16 protein-coding genes are annotated in these 18,623 nt (G+C 63.2%); 13 read left to right on the forward strand and 3 right to left on the reverse strand.

What is annotated here, in order from left to right:
• From L6D64_RS26890 to L6D64_RS26910, 5 genes are all read left to right on the forward strand, one after another.
• On the forward strand, positions 1 to 3,029 hold a 3,029-nt coding region (locus L6D64_RS26890), incomplete at its 5' end, for a T6SS effector BTH_I2691 family protein (protein WP_236192623.1).
• On the forward strand, positions 3,029 to 3,835 hold the full coding sequence (locus L6D64_RS26895; protein ID WP_236192625.1) for a DUF6708 domain-containing protein: 807 nt from the start codon (positions 3,029 to 3,031) through the stop codon (positions 3,833 to 3,835). The genes L6D64_RS26890 and L6D64_RS26895, both read left to right, overlap by 1 nt.
• Before the next feature lie 284 nt (positions 3,836 to 4,119).
• Positions 4,120 to 4,371: a hypothetical protein gene (locus tag L6D64_RS26900; protein WP_176510243.1), complete on the forward strand. Its 252-nt coding sequence runs from the start codon at positions 4,120 to 4,122 to the stop codon at positions 4,369 to 4,371.
• 78 nt (positions 4,372 to 4,449) lie between these two features.
• Positions 4,450 to 4,833, forward strand: a complete 384-nt coding sequence (locus L6D64_RS26905) for a VOC family protein (protein WP_176510242.1) — start codon at positions 4,450 to 4,452, stop codon at positions 4,831 to 4,833.
• A 105-nt stretch (positions 4,834 to 4,938) separates the two neighbouring features.
• Positions 4,939 to 5,658, forward strand: coding sequence for a TorF family putative porin (locus L6D64_RS26910; protein ID WP_176510241.1), 720 nt, complete (start codon positions 4,939 to 4,941; stop codon positions 5,656 to 5,658).
• Positions 5,659 to 6,075: 417 nt separating this feature from the next.
• Here the strand turns inward: L6D64_RS26910 and L6D64_RS26915 are convergent, their stop codons facing one another.
• Positions 6,076 to 6,963, reverse strand: a complete 888-nt coding sequence (locus tag L6D64_RS26915) for a LysR family transcriptional regulator (RefSeq protein WP_176510240.1) — start codon at positions 6,961 to 6,963, stop codon at positions 6,076 to 6,078.
• Between the two features lie 126 nt (positions 6,964 to 7,089).
• Here L6D64_RS26915 and L6D64_RS26920 point away from each other — a divergent pair, with 126 nt between their 5' ends.
• The 8 genes from L6D64_RS26920 to dctM all read left to right on the forward strand — a co-directional run bounded on the left by L6D64_RS26920 (position 7,090) and on the right by dctM (position 15,716).
• Positions 7,090 to 7,929, forward strand: a complete 840-nt coding sequence (locus L6D64_RS26920) for an HTD2 family dehydratase (RefSeq protein WP_176510239.1) — start codon at positions 7,090 to 7,092, stop codon at positions 7,927 to 7,929.
• A 19-nt stretch (positions 7,930 to 7,948) separates the two neighbouring features.
• Positions 7,949 to 9,112 carry an acyl-CoA dehydrogenase family protein gene (locus L6D64_RS26925; protein WP_176510238.1) on the forward strand — a complete coding sequence of 388 codons (1,164 nt, stop codon included), beginning with the start codon at positions 7,949 to 7,951 and terminating at the stop codon, positions 9,110 to 9,112.
• Positions 9,113 to 9,122: 10 nt separating this feature from the next.
• On the forward strand, positions 9,123 to 10,472 hold the full coding sequence (locus L6D64_RS26930) for an MmgE/PrpD family protein (protein WP_176510237.1): 1,350 nt from the start codon (positions 9,123 to 9,125) through the stop codon (positions 10,470 to 10,472).
• Between the two features lie 18 nt (positions 10,473 to 10,490).
• Entirely contained in the window at positions 10,491 to 11,690 is a 1,200-nt protein-coding gene (locus L6D64_RS26935) for a CaiB/BaiF CoA transferase family protein (protein WP_176510236.1), read from the forward strand.
• Positions 11,687 to 12,505: an HpcH/HpaI aldolase/citrate lyase family protein gene (locus L6D64_RS26940; protein WP_176510235.1), complete on the forward strand. Its 819-nt coding sequence runs from the start codon at positions 11,687 to 11,689 to the stop codon at positions 12,503 to 12,505. The genes L6D64_RS26935 and L6D64_RS26940 overlap by 4 nt, the downstream gene beginning before the upstream one ends.
• A 226-nt stretch (positions 12,506 to 12,731) precedes the next feature.
• Complete coding sequence (locus L6D64_RS26945; RefSeq protein WP_176509944.1) at positions 12,732 to 13,730, forward strand: TRAP transporter substrate-binding protein; 999 nt, start codon at positions 12,732 to 12,734, stop codon at positions 13,728 to 13,730.
• Positions 13,731 to 13,800: 70 nt separating this feature from the next.
• Entirely contained in the window at positions 13,801 to 14,433 is a 633-nt protein-coding gene (locus L6D64_RS26950; protein ID WP_176509943.1) for a TRAP transporter small permease, read from the forward strand.
• The gene (dctM, locus tag L6D64_RS26955; protein WP_176509942.1) at positions 14,433 to 15,716 is read left to right on the forward strand and encodes a C4-dicarboxylate TRAP transporter large permease protein DctM; all 1,284 of its coding nucleotides are present in this window, start codon (positions 14,433 to 14,435) and stop codon (positions 15,714 to 15,716) included. The genes L6D64_RS26950 and dctM overlap by 1 nt, the downstream gene beginning before the upstream one ends.
• A gap of 135 nt (positions 15,717 to 15,851) precedes the next feature.
• Here the strand turns inward: dctM and L6D64_RS26960 are convergent, their stop codons facing one another.
• Together L6D64_RS26960 and ggt are read right to left on the reverse strand one after the other, a co-directional pair.
• On the reverse strand, positions 15,852 to 16,733 hold the full coding sequence (locus L6D64_RS26960; protein ID WP_176509941.1) for a LysR substrate-binding domain-containing protein: 882 nt from the start codon (positions 16,731 to 16,733) through the stop codon (positions 15,852 to 15,854).
• A gap of 65 nt (positions 16,734 to 16,798) precedes the next feature.
• Positions 16,799 to 18,601 (reverse strand): gamma-glutamyltransferase, encoded by a 1,803-nt coding sequence (ggt, locus tag L6D64_RS26965; protein ID WP_176509940.1) that lies wholly within the window; start codon positions 18,599 to 18,601, stop codon positions 16,799 to 16,801.
• Positions 18,602 to 18,623 lie beyond the last annotated feature (22 nt).

The following is an 18,623-nucleotide window of genomic DNA, read 5'->3' on the forward strand; positions in this document are numbered from 1 at the left end:
TCGGCCTGCGCACCTTGCGCAGCGGTTATCTCTACGTACTGCTCGACCAACGCATCTGGCACGCCTATGAAGTCACCGCGCAAGGCCACCTGCGCCGCTTTCTTCCCTACGAGCCAAACCCGGGGCCACCACCGTCGCTGCCCGAGCACTGCATGCATGAGGACCACGACATCCCGTCTTCCTTCCTCAACATCGACACCGATACCTACGGCTCGGCCTGGCTGGCCTTTTCCAGCGATCCCTGGCCGGCCAGCGTGCTTGATGCCTACAAGGGCGGCCAGGCGCCTGCGCAGCGCTTCGAAGGCCTGGACCTGATCCAGGCGCGCAAGCACCCCGAGCTGCTGGGCCTGGCCATGACCCCGGACAACCTGCAGGTCGACCGCCAGGTATTCGAATATGCCCAGCAAGTGAACGGGCCGTTCGACAGTGCCCATGGTTTTCACAGCCGCTTCCTGCGCAAGACTGCCTTGCGCGGTTACCTGGTCAATGCCATGGCCCGGCACCAGCTTGAGAACGGCGTGTTGGCGGTGGTGCTCGACGACACCGTCGGGCTGATTCAGGAGTACAACCACCAGCGCCTGAACTGGGTGGTGAAACGCCAAGTCTGGCGCGAGGATCCGCTGCGCGCCTACCAGCTGCAGACCTCGCAGATCCTGCAGATCATTCGCGCTACCCAGCGTGAATGGGCTGCGCAAAAAGTGCCCTCGACGTTCGAGCCACAAACTGGCGACGGGCCACCGGTGTTCGTCGATTCTGAGAAAGAACGCCAGCGTGTGATCGAGATGCATCAGCGCGAGAGCGATGAAAAACTCGAAGAACGCTACGACGAGCCCCGGCGTGCAGCGTTCCAGGCCGAATACGATCTGCAAGAGGCCCGGTTCCAGGCTTACATCGACCGGCATGCCGGCACCTACGTGAAACTCTGCGAGGGCGCGGCCTTCGCCCTGATTGAGCGGCACGATTACGATGGCTGGGACCGCGAATCGGGCATCGCCTACAGCAAGACCATCGCCGCCTGCCTGGCCGGTGGCATCACCGAAGCGCCGTCCACCAACCCTGAGCCAGCCCCAGGCAGCAGTGAAGCGCTGTGGTTGAAGTGGCTGCAAGATCCGAACAGCCCACCCTACCGCGCTCTGCTGCTGCGCGACGGGCCGCTGATGGCAGCACTGTTGCCAAGCTTCGCGCTGAATGAACAGACCAACTGGAACGACAGCGAAAAGCTCTATAGCGCCTTGAGCAAATTCATCAACAGTGAAGATGCCGGCCTGAAGATGCGAGATTCGCTCAAGCAGGCCATCACCGAACTGCAGGGCGCGGTCAATGCCGCCAGCCTGCGCCTGCAGGCGCGACTCGACCCCGGCATCCAGCACGCCGTAAGGCACCTGAACAGCACCAGCCAGCGAATTTACAACGGTGTGCACCTGATCGAGTTGCAGGTGCAGATGAAGCTGGGTGAGTACTACGCCCTGCAGAGTGCGCACCTGCGTGAACTGCAGAACAGCGCCAGCCAGAAACTGGCCGAGGCGCGGGCGCAGATGATGCCGGACCTCGAAGACGTGAAGGCCGGTATTTTCAGGCAAACAAGCACGGTAACACCGATCATCCAGACCGGTTTGCTGAGCCTTGCCATGCTCGACCCGAAAATCGCACATCAGGTCATCCCGGTCACTGTCTGGGTCGAAGGCACGGCGCATGAGCTGCATGAGCGGTTGGCCAGGGAAGTGAAGCTCAACGTCAACCAGTTGAATGATGCCGCCAAGATGGCATTGGTAGACATCACAGTCGCGGCAGGAACACTGGAGCTGGATGCGCGGAAGACCCTGAACGGCATGAAGATCAGTGCGGGCCAAGCATCGCAGTTGGTACGCGACAGCTTTAGCGGGATACGGGGAACGGGAAAAGGCTGGGAGCTGTTGCTTTCGCTGGGAGGGCTTTATTTGACGAGCGACAGCCTTGGCAAGAACCTGAAGAAAGCAGAAGAGGAGATTGGTTCGAAGTCCCCTGAAGCCTTAGTGGCATTTTATGGCTCCAGCATTGGCATCGCTGGCAACAGCATAGAATTAATAGGGCTATTTATGCCCCACAAAACGAGCTCACCTAACAGCATCACTGTTGGCCGCACTATCGCCAGATTCGGGGCCACGATCAGCGCTGCCGCAGGCATCTTCGAATCTATTTATTTGATGATGGCTGCAAAACGCAAATACGATGATGGAGATGGTAAAGCTGCTCTTGGATACGGGTTCGCTGCAGCCTTGGCCATTGGCGGAGTTGCCAGTGCAATTCGAGCTGTATTCAGCCCGCTGTTAATTGGAGCGCTAGGCACCACAATAATTATAAGCACTATCACATACATGATTATCAAATGGGCTGAGAAGCAGGAGTCAACGCGACTGGAACAATGGGCTAACCGTTGCTACTTCGGAATCGCCAACGAGTTACCTCGCGTTCATTGGAGTTCACCAACCCACGCTGACATCGCGCTTGCCGAGTTAAATGCAGCCACCTTGGAACTGGACGGCGGGCTAGCGTTCAAAGCTGAACGAGCAGATAAGGCAATCAGTTCAAAAATAGGCGGACTTGTTAACCTAGAAATAAAACGCAGCCTGAAATTTCAATTCACACTTCCACGCTATTCCGAAGTAACCTCCGGATATCATTGGGTACTCGTAGTTCATCGATATGGAGATGGCATGGCGCCCGACTACGTCGGCGGAGAGGTAATCGTAGATGACCGCTTCTCGCCACCATCCCAGAAAACCAGAACCGCTAGATTTTCCTCGATGAGAACTTCTAAAGTCTCCACAACGCCTGACTACCTAGCAGACTCTTTGTCAGTCAACAAGAGCCGTCGAAAACTCATTCAAGACGGAGAAGAATACCACTCTGCGCATTTCAACGGGACCATTGAATTGACTTCCGACATTGGAAACCACAATATCACGGCGGCCTCACTACTCATAGCTTATTGGCCAGACCGAAACATACCGAATGCGTATGCCGAAATTGCAGTTCAGGGGGAGGCATAATGAGCGAACCCCATCGTGCCGTTGGTTGGAAATATGACCTACCTGCCACTCACGCTCCTGGCGTCGTGAAACCAGGCATAGCCAATTTGAATCCACCGCCGAATCATGTCGACGAGATTACCATTGAAATACCCAGACCGCCTATGAAGCTCAGGGGCTTCTCCCTGATAACAGGAGCCATAACATTAACAGCAACGACATGCATAACAGCAGCAGCAATATACTATAATTTTTTTCTAGCAACTCGAGTCGACTTGGAATTCATGGCGCTCTTTTTGGCTGCCAACATAACGACAATCCTGCTTTTAGTTCCCCATATCCGCATGGATATCGAACAACCTCGCGATGAGCCGATCCGCTTTAACAGGAAACGCCGAAAGGTCTATTTCTACCAATATAGAACTGATTTATTTCATCCATTCAGCATCAAGCGCTGGGGCATAAAACCCGTTGCTTACAACTGGGATGACCTTACCGCCGAAGCCTACCGCCTGTATGCGCCCATGGGGTATGGCGGGTTAATGGAGAAGGTCATGATATCAATTTGCAAGCCTGGTACAAACGAAGTAATAGACCGCGTGCTCTTCGCTGACAGTATAGAAGTGGGTGAGCAATATTGGGCAATCGTGAGGCTATTCATGCAGCAGGGGCCCGAAGCACTTCCCGAATTCGTCCACTCACCTTGGGACTGGAACGAGGGCATTCATTCCAACCCTTTCGATCAACGTGCCCCCAAAGTCCAGTGGCCCGCCGAAATGGATTTGGAGTCCCGCACAGCCCCCCTGAAGAACAACGGTAAAACTTGAGATACCCGTCGGCCACCCGCGCACCCGCGCAATCCACGGCAAAACCGCCGTGGAAACCGGCCCCCCATATGCTTAGGGCCGCTCTACGACCCATCGCCGCGGCAAGCCAGTTCCCACATGCTTCTCGCAAGCTTCGGCATCCAAGAAACCAGTGGACAGCATCCAGACGAAGGACTTGCAGCAACCTCAATAGTCACTATCGACAACACCAATTTCTACCCATCGCCATCAATCAATAACCTAGCCCCATCGATTCCCACCGCCCGAATCCTGGAGCTTCCCCGATGAACACCACGGCCCGCCTGCTGCTCGCTACCCTCACCGCCACCGCGATCGCCGTGCTCACCGGTTGCGCCAGCCACCCGGAACTGCGCCCTTACACCGCCGAGGAAACCCGCCAGCTGCAACTGGAATCCATCCAGCGCCAGGGCCTGTCGCTGGACGAGTACGAACTGCGCAAGCGCGTCATCGAGCGCTCCGCCAGCTCGCAAGCGATCACCGAAGTTGCCGAAGCTCAGCCTGGAATCAAAGGCTGAGTTGAAAGGCCGGCTCAGCGCTCTATCATGGCCTTGCCCGGACTGATCGCCTTCAGTCCCTGACACCGAGGCTGGCCAATGATCGATCACCTGGACCACCTGGTCCTCACCACCACCAATGTCGAAGCCTGCACCGATTTCTACACGCGCGTCTTGGGCATGCAACTGGAAACCTTCGGCAATGACCGGCTGGCGCTGCGCTACGGCAAGCAGAAAATCAATATCCATGTACGCGGTCATGAGTTCGAGCCCAAGGCGCATCTGCCGGTACCTGGCGCGCTTGACCTGTGCTTCATCAGCAAGGTCGCCCTGGACCAGGTGATCGCTCACCTGCAGCAGGTGCAATGGCCCATCATCGAAGGCCCCGTTGCACGCACTGGCGCAACCGGCCCGATCCGCTCGGTGTACGTCCGTGACCCTGACCTGAATCTGATCGAGATTGCCGAGCCGCTCGGGGTTTGAGCTGCCCTTGACCAATGGTCGAGAAATGGCCACCGCCGGTAGCCTCCTGGCGACCAACGCAGGTATCCTCGACCGCTCAAGAGCAAGCCTTCCAGGACGGTGACCATGACCAGGCCCCTTCTCTTGCTGACTGTTGCCCTTCTCTCGAGCCCGCCACTGCACGCTCAACAGATTCAGCGCCAATTGGGCGACTTTGACTTCAAGCTCGGCACCACGCCCTCACGCAGCATGGCCCAAGGGCTGATTTCGCCGAGCGCGGTGGGCGCCTTCCACGGCGGCCTCGACCTCAGCCACCCCAGCGGCTGGTACCTCGGCCAGTACGCGCCGAGCATGGGTGTGACCCCCGACTCCACCCTGCGCCTGGACAGCTACACCGGCTATAAACACCACTTCGACAGTACCCTGGGCTATGAAGTGGGCCTGATCCACTACAGCCAGCCGAACATCGCCGGCCCTGACAGCTATGCCCTGTACGGCGGCATTTCGGTATTGGGGAGCCGTTTCGGCGGCGCCTGGCGAGACAATCCGGGCAACCGCACCGGCACGCTGTTCGCCGATTTCGGCCAGTTGCCGTTGTTCGATGTCGACCTGAGCGTCAAGCTCGCCCACCACCGCCTGGGCACGCCCTTTACGATCGGCGACGGCAGCCATATCAACGGCTTTTCCGATTGGTCGCTGGAGCTGTCGCGGCCCTGGCTAGGTATCGACCTGAACCTCATCTACAGCAACTCCGACCTCAGCGGCAGCGGCTGCGACGCCTATGCCGGCATCAACACCTACTGCGAAAGCATGGTCACCCTGAAAGCCCAGCGCAGCTTCTTCTGATGTGGCATCAGCATGCTCCCGGACCAAGGCAGCTCTTGCTTCTAAGCGCGCGGTAGTTCAGCAAACGCTGAATGCGATTTCAGGAGGGGGTGTTCGTCGTGAAATGCTCAGCGCCTATGAGATCGAGCGCCGCCCGCGCGGCGCATCGCGGATAAATCCGCTCCTACAGTTTGTTGCAGCGTGCCGAACCTGTTACGCCATGGTTGCCAGCCCTGGCGCATGACTTGAGCCTTGTAAATCGGCTGACAACCATGGCCTCACAGGCATGGCCACGTTGCTACAAACTGTAGGAGCGGATTTATCCGCGATGCGCCGCGCGGGCGGCGCTCGATCTCATAGGCACTGAAGGTCTCCAGGCAAACACATGAGCCACCACGCAGGTGTCAAGGTACGACCGTACCCTTGAGTGGTCACGTATCAAGCCGCTGGCATCAGCGTCGCAATCAACGCCCGCACCGTCCCCGGCAACGCCTCCAGTTCACGCACCAGGATGCTGCGCTCACGCACCGCCCAGGGTTCATCCAGGCTGATGGTCACCAGCTCCATGGTCTGGCTGTGCCGCAGCGCTGCCGACTCGGGGATGATGCCGATGCCTACCCCTGCCTCCACCAGCCGGCAGATCGCCTCGAAGCTCGACAGCTGGATACGCAACGACAGGTTCAACCCCATGCGCTCCACATGGTCCCGCAGGAAGCTCAGCAAGGTGCTGCCGTCGTGCAGGCCGATGTGCTGGAAGTCCAGGGTCTGCTTCAGCGTCACCCGCTTGCGACCTGCCAGCTCATGACCCACCGGGACGATCAGCACCAGCCGGTCGGTGCTGAAGTGCATCACCTGCAAGCCGCTGGCCTCCACGGGCCCGGCGATGATGCCCATGTCACTGCTGCCATCGAGCACACCGCGCACGATGTCCCGCGACAAGCGCTCCTGCAGGTCGACAGTCACCCCAGGGCGCTTGGCCATGAAGCCGGCCAGCACTTCCGGCAGGAACTCGGTGACCGCGGTGGTGTTGGCGAAGATGCGGATATGCCCGGCCAGGTCGGTGCCGAACTGGGTGAACTCGGCTTTCAGGTAATCGACCTGGCGCATGATCAGGCGCGCATGCATCAGCAGCTTGTGCCCTGCCGGGGTCAACTCGACACCGCGACTGTCGCGGTACAGCAGGCGTGTATCGAGCTGCGCCTCCAGCGCCTTGATCCGCGCACTGGCGGCGGCCGGCGAAAGAAACGCCCGGCGTGCGCCCTGGGTCAGGCTCGGCGATTCGCCGATATGGATGAAAAGCCGCAGGTCTGCCAGGTCGAAATGCATGGGGAGCTCCGGTCGAGGCGAAGGCGTTCAGCATACATGAACGCTGCCTTACACAAATGCAAATTCACAGAATGCCGGGCGCCTCGCATGATCGGCCCATAACAACAAATGCAGAGGCCCCTGGTTATGACTGCTCTCCACTCGCCCATCGACTACAGTGCCTGGATAGGCCGCACGGAAGAAGCCGTCGATGAGCTCAGCCGCAACCTGATCAAGCGCATCGCTGCCACCTTCGGCGAAACCGCCCCCGCCGTCGGCCAACCGCTGCCACCGCTGTGGATGTGGTGCTTCTTCCAGGAGCCAGTGGCCGAATCGCAACTGGGCGCAGACGGCCACCCGGCACGCGGCGGCTTCCTGCCTCCGGCCGACAACCGTAACCGCATGTGGGCCGGGGGCCGGGTCGAGTTCATCGCCCCGCTCAAGGTGGGCGCCGAAGCCCATCGCCTGTCGACCATCCTGCACATCGAGGAGAAGCACGGCCGTACCGGCGCGCTGCTGTTCGTCACCGTGCGCCACGACTACTCGCAACACGGCCAGCTGTGCGTGCGCGAAGAGCAGGACATCGTCTACCGCGAGCCCAACCCGCCCAAGCTCGACAGCGCTCCGGCCGACGCGCCGGCCGACTGGAGCGAAGCAGTCACGCCGACGCCGACGCTGCTGTTCCGATACTCCGCCGTGACCTTCAACGGCCACCGCATCCACTACGACTTCCCCTACGTCACTGAAACCGAAGGCTACGCCGGCCTGGTCGTGCACGGCCCGATGATCGCCACCTTGAACCTGCGTGCGTTCATCCGCGCCAACCCTGGCAAGCACGTGCGCCATTTTGCCTACCGCGGCGTGCGCCCGCTGACGGTACCGACCCCCTTCGAAGTGGCCGGGCGCATCAGCGCACCGGGCCAGGCCCAGCTGTGGGCCGGCAATGCGGCGGGCGTGGCGCAGAGCGCCGACGTGCTTTTCGACTGATACCAGACAGGGACCCCCCATGCATACGTACGACAGCGATGACCTCAACGCCATCCGCGAAGGCGTGCGCGCCTTGTGCGCCGAGTTCGACGCCAGCTACTGGCGCAAGATCGATGAAGAAAAAGGCTTCCCGGAAGCCTTCGTCAAGGCCATGACCGAGGCCGGCTGGCTGTCGGCGATGATCCCCGAAGCGTACGGCGGCTCGGGCCTGGGCCTGGCCGAGGCGTCGGTGATCCTCGAAGAGGTGAACGCGTGCGGTGGCAACTCCGGCACCGTGCACGGGCAGATGTACAACATGTTCACCCTGCTGCGCCACGGCAGCGAAGAACAGAAACGCCACTACCTGCCCAAGCTCGCCAGCGGCGAACTGCGCCTGCAGTCGATGGGCGTGACCGAACCCACCACCGGTACCGACACCACCAAGATCAAGACCACTGCCGTGCGCCAGGGCGACAAGTACGTGATCAATGGCCAGAAGGTATGGATATCGCGCATCCAGCACTCGGACCTGATGATCCTGCTGGCGCGCACCACGCCCTTGCCCCAGGTGCAGAAAAAGTCCGAGGGCATGTCGATCTTCCTCGTCGACCTGCGCGAAGCCATCGGCAACGGCCTGACCGTGCAACCGATCGCCAACATGGTCAACCACGAGACCAACGAGCTGTTCTTCGACAACCTCGAACTGCCGGCCAGCAGCCTGATCGGCGAGGAAGGCAAGGGTTTCCGCTACATCCTCGACGGCCTCAATGCCGAGCGCACCCTTATCGCCGCCGAGTGCATCGGCGATGGCCGCTGGTTCATCGAGAAGGCCAGCGCCTACGCCCGTGACCGCGTGGTGTTCGGCCGCCCGATCGGGCAGAACCAGGGCGTGCAATTTCCTATCGCCGAAGCCCATATCGAGATCGAGGCCGCCGACCTGATGCGCTGGCGCGCCTGCGCCGAGTACGACAGGGGGCAGAACGCCGGAGCCAGCGCCAACATGGCCAAGTACCTGGCGGCCAAAGCCTCGTGGGAGGCAGCCAATGCCTGCCTGCAGACCCACGGCGGCTTCGGCTTTGCCTGCGAATACGACGTCGAGCGCAAGTTCCGTGAAACCCGCCTGTACCAGGTGGCGCCAATTTCCACCAACCTGATCCTGTCCTACGTGGCCGAGCACCTGCTCGAGCTGCCACGCAGCTTCTGAGGGCACGCGCATGCAAGCTACCCAAGCCCTGGCGGGTTTCCTCGCCGACCTGCAGTACGCGCACATCCCCGGCCATGTGCTGGAGCGCACTGAAGACCTGTTTCTCGACTGGCTCGGCTCGGCCCTGGCCAGCCAGGGTGCGCACCCGATCCCGCTGTTCGAGCGTTACGTCGAGCGCATGGGCCCCACCCAAGGCAGCGCCCGCGTGCTGACCAGCGGGCGCAGTTCATCGCCTTACTTCGCCGCCCTGGTCAACGGCGCCGCCTCGCACCTGGTGGAGCAGGACGACCTGCACAACAGCTCGGTGCTGCACCCGGCCACGGTGGTGTTCTCCGCCGTGCTGGCGGCGGCCCAGGACCTCGGCAAATCCGGCCAGGAGCTGCTGCTGGCCAGCGTCGCCGGCTATGAGGCGGGCATCCGTATGGGTGAGTTCCTCGGCCGTTCGCACTACCGCATCTTCCACACCACGGCCACCGTCGGCACCCTGGCCGCCGCCGTGGGCGTGGGCAAGCTGCTAGGATTCGACAAGGAGCAGTTCATCAACCTGCTCGGCAGCGCCGGCACCCAGGCGGCCGGGCTGTGGGAGTTCCTCCGCGATGCGGCCGACTCCAAGCAGCTGCACACCGCCAAGGCCGCCGCCGATGGCCTGCTCGCTGCCTACCTGACCGCCGATGGCCTGACCGGCGCACGCAATATTCTCGAAGGTGACCAGGGCCTGGCTGCCGGGATGTCCAGTGATGCCGACCCGGCGCGCCTGAACGACCGCCTGGGCGCGCGCTGGGCGCTGGCGGAAACCTCGTTCAAGTTCCACGCCTCGTGCCGCCATACCCACCCCGCCGCCGATGCCCTGCTGCTGTTGATGCAACGCGAGGGCTTGACCCATGAGCAGATCGCCACGGTGGTCACCCGCGTGCACCAGGGCGCCGTCGATGTGCTCGGCCGGGTCGTCACACCCACTACCGTGCACCAGGCCAAGTTTTCCATGGGCACCGTGCTCGGCCTGATCGCCGTGCACGGCAGCGCACAGCTCATCGAATTCCGCGACCTGGCGCTGAGCGACCCACAGGTCGCCAGTTTCCGCGACAAAGTGCAGATGCAGCTGGACCCTGAAGTGGATGCCGCCTATCCGGCCCGCTGGCTGGGCAGGGTCGAGGTCACCTGCACCGATGGCCGCCGCTTCAGCGCCAGCATCGACGAGCCCAAGGGCGACCCCGGCAACACCCTTTCGCGCCCGGAGCTGGAAGCCAAGTTCCAGCGCCTGCTGGCCTATTCCGGCGCCCGCAGCCCGGCCCAGGGCCAGGCCTTGATCGATCAGGTCTGGCAGCTGCGCGATGCGCGCTCACTGGCCGCACTGCACTGATGACGAACAGGTGACTCCATGACCCAAACTGCACCCCGCCCGCTGGACGGCATCACCGTCGTCAGCCTGGAACATGCCATCGCCGCGCCCTTCTGCACCCGCCAGCTGGCCGACCTGGGCGCCCGCGTGATCAAGGTCGAACGGCCCGGCAGCGGCGACTTCGCCCGTGGCTACGACCAACGCGTCGACGGCCTGGCCTCGCACTTCGTGTGGACCAACCGCTCCAAGGAAAGCCTCACCCTCGACCTCAAGCAGCAAGCCGCCGACGGCATCCTCGATGCCCTGCTGGCCAAGGCCGATGTACTCGTGCAAAACCTCGCACCCGGCGCCGCCGCCCGCATGGGCCTGTCGTTCGACGCCTTGCACCCGCGCTTCCCACGGCTGATCGTCTGCGACATTTCTGGCTACGGCGCAGGCGGCCCGTATGAAAACAAGAAGGCTTACGACCTGCTGATCCAGAGCGAGGGCGGTTTTCTGTCGGTGACAGGTGGCCCCGGCGATGGGGAAATGGCCAAGGCCGGCTGCTCGATCGCCGACATCGCCGCCGGCATGTATGCCTACACCGGGGTGCTGTCGGCGCTGCTGCTGCGTGACAAGACCGGCCTTGGCAGTCGTATCGACGTATCGATGCTGGAGAGCCTGGTGGAGTGGATGGGCTACCCGATGTACTACGCCTACAACGGCGCGCCGCCACCGCCACGTGCGGGTGCCTCGCACTCGACCATCTACCCGTACGGGCCGTTCCCCACCGGCGGTGGTGGCACGATCATGCTCGGCCTGCAGAACGAACGGGAATGGGCGCTGTTCTGCGAGAAGGTACTGCTCGACCCGGCGCTGGCCTGCGATGACCGCTTCAGCGCCAACTTCAAGCGCTCGGAAAACCGCGAGGTGCTGCGCCAGCTCATCGTCGAGCGCTTTGCCGCGCTGTCGCTCGACGAGGTAGTAGCGCGCCTGGAACACGCCCAGATCGCCAACGCCCGGGTCAACGACATGCACGGCGTGTGGCAGCATCCGCAGTTGCAGGCCCGCGACCGCTGGCGTGAAGTGGACAGCCCGGCTGGCAAGCTGCCGTCGCTGCTGCCACCAGGGCGCAATGCCGCCTTCACCCCACGCATGGACGCCGTGCCGGCGCTGGGCCAGCACACCGCGGGCATTCTCGCCGAGCTGGGCCTGAGCGCCGAACAGCGCGCCAGCCTGGCTGCAGGAGGCGTGGTATGAACGCGGTACGCTCCGCCCTGTTCGTGCCCGGCAGCCGGCCTGAACGTTTCGCCAAGGCGCTGGCGGCGGGTGCCGATGCGGTGATCGTCGACTTCGAGGATGCCGTCGAAGAACCGCTGAAACAGCAGGCCCGCGACCACCTGGCGGCGTTCCTGCAGGTCACGCCGCAGGCCTCGGTATGGGTGCGGGTAAATGCACCGCAGCATCAGCAGCACGCCAGCGACCTGGCCTTCTGCGCGCAGCAGCGCGGGGTCGCCGGGCTGCTGTTGCCCAAGGTCGAGCACCCGGCTCAAGTCGCGCTGGCCTGGCGCGGCGGCAAGCCGGTGTGGCCAATCATCGAGAGCGCCAAGGGCCTGCTGGCACTGGCACAGATTGCCGCAGCCGAAGGCGTCGAGCGCTTGTCGTTCGGCAGCCTCGACCTGGCCCTGGACCTGGGGTTGAACACCGAGAGCGAGGCGGCCCGGCAGTTTCTCGACCAGGCACGCATGGCGGTGCAGTTGCATTCGCGGGGGGCCGACCTGCTGCCGCCGCTGGATGGAGTGTTCCCGGCCATCGCCGATACGCAGGGGCTGCAACGGGCCATGCGGCATGCCTATGACATGGGCTATGGCGGCGCCTTGTGCATTCATCCGCAGCAGGTGCCGGTGATTCATGCGGCGCTGGCGCCGAGCGCCGAAGAGCTGGCGTGGGCGCGGCGGGTGCTGGCGGCGAGCAAGGCGGCCAATGGCGCCGGGGCATTCCAGCTGGAAGGGCAGATGGTCGATGCGCCAGTGGTGTTGCGGGCGCAGCGGTTACTGGCTGGGCATCTCGACTGAACATTCCGGCCTCTTCGCGGGTAAACCCGCTCCCACAGGATTACCGCAGGCTTCAAGGTATGCGCCGTACCTGTGGGAGCGGGTTCACCCGCGAAGGGGCCGGTACAGGTGACAGTGTTAAGCAAACCCGAACGCTGCCTTACACAAATGCTGATTCTCCACACGCAAGCCGTTGGTCCATCTTTACCCTCACTCCTCCTACAACAATAAATCAGAGGTGACACCGATGTTGAAGCTGACCCAGGCGCTGTTCTGCGCCGCCGCAGTGTCCATGGCCGGCCTGGCCCAGGCCGCCGACCCCATCGTCATCAAGTTCGCCCACGTGGTGGCCGACAGTACACCCAAGGGTCAGGGCGCGCTGATGTTCCAGAAAAGGGTCGCCGCCGACCCGCAGCTCAAGGACAAGGTCAAGGTCGAGGTCTACCCCAACTCGTCGCTGTTCGGCGATGGCAAGGAAATGGAAGCCCTGCTGCTTGGCGACGTGCAGATGCTGGCACCGTCGCTGGCCAAGTTCGAGCACTACAACAAGCAGGTGCAGATCTTCGACCTGCCGTTCCTGTTCAATGACCTGGCCGCCGTCGACCGCTTCCAGCAAGGCCCGCAAGGCAAGGCGCTGCTGACCTCGATGGAAGACAAGGGCATCCGTGGCCTGGCCTATTGGCACAACGGCCTGAAACAACTGTCGGCGAACAAGAAGGTGATCCTGCCCAAGGATGCCCGGGGCCTGAAATTCCGCGTGCAGGCCTCCAGTGTGCTTGAAGAGCAGTTCAAGGCGATCCGCGCCAACCCGCGCAAGATGAGCTTCGCCGAGGTCTACCAGGGCCTGCAGACCGGCACCGTCAATGGCACCGAGAATACCTGGTCGAACTACGAGAGCCAGAAAGTCAACGAAGTGCAGCCCTTCTTCACCGAGACCAACCACGGCCTGATCGACTACATGGTGATCACCAACGCCAAATTCTGGAACAGCCTGCCTGAGGACGTGCGCGGCGAGCTGCAAGCGATCATGGACGAGGTCACCGTCGAGGTGAACAAGCAGGCCGAAGCGCTCAACCAGACGTCACGGCAGAAGATCATCGATGCCAAGACCAGCGAAATCGACCCGCTCACCGCGGAGCAACGCCAGCAATGGCGTGAGGCCATGCGCCCGGTATGGGAGAAGTTCTCCGAGCAGATCGGCGCCGAGCTGATCAAGGCCGCCGACGACGCCAACAAGGCCTCCTGACCCTGCTTGCGCCCTGCCCCGGCCGCCTGCTGCGCAGGTGGCCCGTCCTGTCTCTGTCTGGAGAACCCCTATGCAATCGCTCAGGCGTGTCTGGGAGCACTTCGAGGAAGGCATGATCGCTTTCCTCCTGGCGGCCATGACCTTGGTGACCTTCCTCTACGTGGCGCTGAACAACCTCTACACGATGTTCTACTCCCTCAGTGATCACTGGGCCTTCGCCAGCGACCTGCTGCTCGGCATCGGCGACCACCTGATGGCCTATGCCCAGGACATGACCTGGAGCATCGCCCTGACCAAGGCCCTGTTCGGCTGGCTGATCTTCTTCGGTATCGCCTACGGCGTGCGCACCGCCGGCCACCTGGGGGTCGACGTGCTGGTACGGCGCACCGCCAAGCCGGTGCAACGGGTGCTGGCGATGATCGCCTGCGCCTGCTGCCTGGCCTATGCCGGGCTGTTCCTGGTGGCCAGCGTCAAGTGGGTGAGCGCAGTGCTGGTGGCCGGCATCGGCGCCGAAGACCTCGACCGCTATGGCATCAAGGTCGGTCATATCGCGCTGATCGTGCCGTTGGGCTTCGCCCTGGTGATTGTCCGCTACCTGGAAATCCTCTACCGCCTGTTCACCCATCGCCAGTACGGCCTGGGCCTGGCCGACGAGGCTGCCGAAGCCAGCAAGCTGGCCAACCCCGGTGAGGAGCACCACTGATGACGGTTATCTGCCTGTTCCTGCTGCTGTTCGTGCTCATGTTCCTCGGCGTGCCGATCGCCATCGCCCTGGGCCTGTCGGGGGCGCTGTCGATCCTGATGTTCAGCCAGGACTCGCTCAGCTCGCTGGCGATCAAGCTGTTCGAGACCTCCGACAGCTACACCTTCCTGGCCATCCCGTTCTTCCTGCTGTCGGGTGCGTTCATGACCACCGGTGGCGTGGCCCAACGCCTGATCGACTTTGCCAACGCCTGCGTCGGGCATATCCGCGGCGGCCTGGCGATTGCCGCGGTGCTGGCGTGCATGCTGTTCGCTGCGCTGTCGGGGTCGTCGCCAGCCACCGTGGCCGCCGTCGGCTCGATTGCCGTGGCCGGCATGGTGCGCTCCGGCTACCCGCGCGAGTTCGGTGCCGGCATCATCTGCAACGCCGGCACCCTGGGCATCCTGATCCCACCGTCGATCGTCATGGTGGTGTACTCGGCGGCCACCGAGACTTCGGTGGGCAAGCTGTTCATGGCCGGTGTGGTGCCAGGCATCCTGCTCGGCGTATTCCTGATGATCACCATCTACATCGTCGCCCGCATCAAGAAACTGCCGGCACAACCGCGAGCCAGTTTCGCCGAATGGCTGAGCACCGCCCGGCGCGCATTCTGGGGCCTGTTGCTGCTGGTGATCATCCTCGGCGGCATCTACAGCGGCATGTTCACCCCCACCGAAGCGGCGGCCGTGGCGGCGGTGTACTCGGCGTTCATCGCGCTGTTCGTCTACAAGGACATGCGCCTGCGTGACTGCCCGAAGGTGCTGCTGGAGTCGGGCCGGCTGACCATCATGCTGCTGTTCATCATCGCCAACGCCATGCTGTTCGCCCATGTGCTGACCACCGAGCAGATCCCCCAGCAGATCACCCAGTGGGTGATGTCCGAGGGGCTGACGCCGATCGGCTTCCTGATCATGGTCAACATCGTGCTGCTGGTGGCCGGCAGCTTCATGGAGCCATCGGCGATCATCCTGATCCTGGCGCCGATCTTTTTCCCGATCGCGATGAAACTGGGCATCGACCCGATTCACCTGGGTATCGTGATGGTGGTGAACATGGAGATCGGCCTGGTGCACCCGCCGGTGGGGCTGAACCTGTTCGTCACCTCCGCCGTGACCGGGCTGACCCTGGGGCAGACGATCCGCGCGGCGCTGCCGTGGCTGTCGATTCTGCTGCTGTTCCTGGTGCTGGTGACCTATGTGCCGTTCATCTCGCTGGCGCTGCCAGAGTGGTTGGGCATGCCGTAGCCATCGATTTGCAATGATGCTCCTGTGGGAGCGGGTTTACCTGCGAACACCGGCACGGCCGGTGCCATGCACCGCGGTGTCTTCTTCGCGGGTGAACCCGCACCCACAGGGATTGTGCAAGCATTGGAGCCTGAGTCAGATCCCACCGCCGGCCAGCAGCTGCGACATCACCCCGGCCAGGTCCTTGACCATCACATCCGCCGTCTGCTTGTGCACGATGACAATCTCGTAGCTGTCCACCTCCGGCAACCCTTGTGCCTGCCCCAGCACCCGGTGCTCACCGGTTGCCGCTCGCGGTGGCAGCAGGCTGATGCCCATGCCGTCGGCCACCGCCGCCTGGATGCCGCTGAGGCTGGAACTGGTGAAGCTGATGCGCCAGCGCCGGCCCATGCCTTCAATGGCACTGATCATGTCCTCGCGGTACAGCCCGCGTGGCGGGAAGGTCACCAGTGGAACCGGGTCGAGTTCGAACGCCGGCATGCGCGCACTGTCGATCCACTGCAGGCGCTCAGGCCAGCAGGCCACGCCCTCGCGGCTGTTGCGCCGCTGCTTGAGCAGCACCAGGTCGAGCTCGCCATTGTCGTAGGCCTGGCTGAGGTCGCGACACAGGCCGCTGGTGACTTCCAGCTTGACCTGCGGGTGCAGGCGGCTGAATGCCGACAGCGCGTTGGTGGTGCGCCCGCCGACAAAATCCTCGGGTACACCCAGACGCACGGTGACCCCGACCATTGCCCCAGCCAGGGCTTCGAGCATCTGGTCGTTCAGCGCCAGCATGTGCCGGGCATAACCGAGCAAGGTCTGCCCGGCGTCGGTCGGCAACACGTCACGGTTGCCACGCACCAACAGGCGGTGGCCAACCATGTCTTCGAGGCGGCGCACTTTCTGGCTGATGGTCGACTGGGTCGAGTGCAGGCGTGCAGCGGCAGTGGTGAAGCTGCCGCAATCGGCCACTACGACAATCGCGCGCAACAGATCGAGGTCGAACAGGGCTCTATTCGATTTAACGCTGATGGACATCTTGGTATTCAACGGCTGAATGACAAGACTGACTTCTACCACGCCACTTCTGGCCCGGCAACGCGCTAGTCGCCCAGCGCCACACCTTCTCGCCGTGGATCGGCACCACCGGCCCAACCTTGGCCGCTGCGCTGGATGATCTGCAGGCCACTGGTCATGGTCATCGGCGTGACCTCATGGCCCCACGCAGCCAACTGGCGGATCAACGCCGGGCTGAACAGCCCGGCTTCCACTTCAGTGCCGGCATTGCGGCTGCCGAAGTTAGGCAGGCCGGCCGCCTGTTGCGGATCGAGATGCCAGTCCAGCAGGCCAATCAGCGCCTTGTTCACGTAGCCGATGATCTGCGAACCGCCAGGCGAACCGAGGCTCGCCAGCAGTTCGCCGGAGGCACGCGAGAACACCATCGTTGGCGCCATCGCCGACAGCGGGCGCTTGCCGGGCTGCACCCGGTTGGCCACCGGCTTGCCATTCTCCGCAGGCAGGAACGAAAAGTCGGTCAGGTGGTTGTTCAGCAGGAAGCCACCGACCATCAGGTGCGAACCGAAGGCGGACTCCACCGACGTGGTCATGGCCATGGCCTGCCCACGGTCATCGACGGCAGACAGGTGCGAGGTGGAAATCCGCAGCGGCGAACGGTCGGGCGCCAGGGCCAGGTTGGCACCCTGCGGGGTGCCCGGGCGGGCGTGCTTCATGCTGTATTCGCCGACCTGCCGGGCGCGCTCGGCGAGGTAGGCCGGGTCGAGCAACGACTTGACCGGCACCGGCACGTAATCGCTGTCGGCCAGGTACCGGGCCCGGTCGGCGTAGGCCAGGCGCTCAGCTTCAGCCATCAGGTGCACGGCCTGCGGCGTGGGTTCGAGCCCTGCTACGGACGGCACCTGGCGTGGCGGCTGCCGGGCCAGGTCGCGTTGCGCCGAGGCCTGCTGCAGGGCGTCGAGAATGCCCAGGGTCTGCAACACGGTCACCCCGCCGGACGACGGCGGCGGCATGCCGCAGATGTTCCAGGCCTTGTATGCGCCACAGACCGGCTCGCGCTCCTTGGCCTGGTAACGCTGCAAATCCTCGAGGGACAACTGCCCGGCATTGGCGTGGTGACGCACTTGCGCCACCATGGCTTCGGCAATCTCCCCCCGGTAGAACGCCTCCACGCCCTGCTCTGCAATGCGTTCGAAGGTCTGCGCGAGTGCAGGGTTACGCAGGATCGTGCCGACCGCCAGCGGCTCGCCCCGGTCATCCAGGAAGTAGCGTGCCATGGCCGGCGAGCGGGCAATGAAGGGGTCGCCGGCCACCAGCGTATGCAGGCGTTCAGAGACCGGGAAACCATTGCGCGCCAGGGCGATGGCCGGTGCGAACACGTCTTTCCACGGCAGTTTGCCGTGCTGGTCATGGGCCAGTTTCAGCGCCCGCAGCACGCCCGGCACACCCACCGAGCGCCCGCCGATCTGCGCGGCACGAAACGGCATGGGCGAGCCATCCGCTTGCAGGAACAACCTTTCCGTCACCCCTGCCGGCGCGGCTTCGCGGCCGTCGAAGGCCTGCACGCGCTGGCCATCCCAATAGAGGATGAACGCGCCGCCACCAATGCCGCTGGACTGCGGCTCGACCAAGGTCAGCACCATCTGCATGGCGATCGCCGCATCGATGGCGCTGCCACCGGCCCGCAGCATTGCCCGCCCGGCTTCGCTGGCCAGCGGGTTGGCGGCCGCGACCATGTGCCGGCTGGCATGCACCGGCTGCAGGCCACTGCGGTAGCCGGATGCCAGTTCAGGGGGGGTGGGCAGTGGCTGGTCGGCGCAGGTAAGGCCACTGGTGGTGGCCAGGCACAGGGTGGTGATCAGAATGTTGAGGAGTGAGGGGTGGCGGGGCATTGGGTTGCGTCCTTTCGGGTGT

The organism is Pseudomonas urethralis (assembly GCF_021602465.1).
Taxonomy (GTDB): domain Bacteria; phylum Pseudomonadota; class Gammaproteobacteria; order Pseudomonadales; family Pseudomonadaceae; genus Aquipseudomonas; species Aquipseudomonas vlassakiae.

Bases quoted from the DNA above. Each gene is read 5' to 3' on its own strand.
- L6D64_RS26910 (WP_176510241.1), top strand. From the start codon at position 4,939: ATGACCAGGCCCCTTCTCTTGCTGACTGTTGCCCTTCTCTCGAGCCCG.
- L6D64_RS26945 (WP_176509944.1), top strand. From the start codon at position 12,732: ATGTTGAAGCTGACCCAGGCGCTGTTCTGCGCCGCCGCAGTGTCCATG.
- L6D64_RS26935 (WP_176510236.1), top strand. From the start codon at position 10,491: ATGACCCAAACTGCACCCCGCCCGCTGGACGGCATCACCGTCGTCAGC.
- L6D64_RS26915 (WP_176510240.1), bottom strand. From the start codon at position 6,963: ATGCATTTCGACCTGGCAGACCTGCGGCTTTTCATCCATATCGGCGAA.
- ggt (WP_176509940.1), bottom strand. From the start codon at position 18,601: ATGCCCCGCCACCCCTCACTCCTCAACATTCTGATCACCACCCTGTGC.
- L6D64_RS26960 (WP_176509941.1), bottom strand. From the start codon at position 16,733: ATGTCCATCAGCGTTAAATCGAATAGAGCCCTGTTCGACCTCGATCTG.
- L6D64_RS26940 (WP_176510235.1), top strand. From the start codon at position 11,687: ATGAACGCGGTACGCTCCGCCCTGTTCGTGCCCGGCAGCCGGCCTGAA.
- dctM (WP_176509942.1), top strand. From the start codon at position 14,433: ATGACGGTTATCTGCCTGTTCCTGCTGCTGTTCGTGCTCATGTTCCTC.
- L6D64_RS26925 (WP_176510238.1), top strand. From the start codon at position 7,949: ATGCATACGTACGACAGCGATGACCTCAACGCCATCCGCGAAGGCGTG.
- L6D64_RS26895 (WP_236192625.1), top strand. From the start codon at position 3,029: ATGAGCGAACCCCATCGTGCCGTTGGTTGGAAATATGACCTACCTGCC.
- L6D64_RS26905 (WP_176510242.1), top strand. From the start codon at position 4,450: ATGATCGATCACCTGGACCACCTGGTCCTCACCACCACCAATGTCGAA.
- L6D64_RS26900 (WP_176510243.1), top strand. From the start codon at position 4,120: ATGAACACCACGGCCCGCCTGCTGCTCGCTACCCTCACCGCCACCGCG.
- L6D64_RS26950 (WP_176509943.1), top strand. From the start codon at position 13,801: ATGCAATCGCTCAGGCGTGTCTGGGAGCACTTCGAGGAAGGCATGATC.
- L6D64_RS26920 (WP_176510239.1), top strand. From the start codon at position 7,090: ATGACTGCTCTCCACTCGCCCATCGACTACAGTGCCTGGATAGGCCGC.
- L6D64_RS26930 (WP_176510237.1), top strand. From the start codon at position 9,123: ATGCAAGCTACCCAAGCCCTGGCGGGTTTCCTCGCCGACCTGCAGTAC.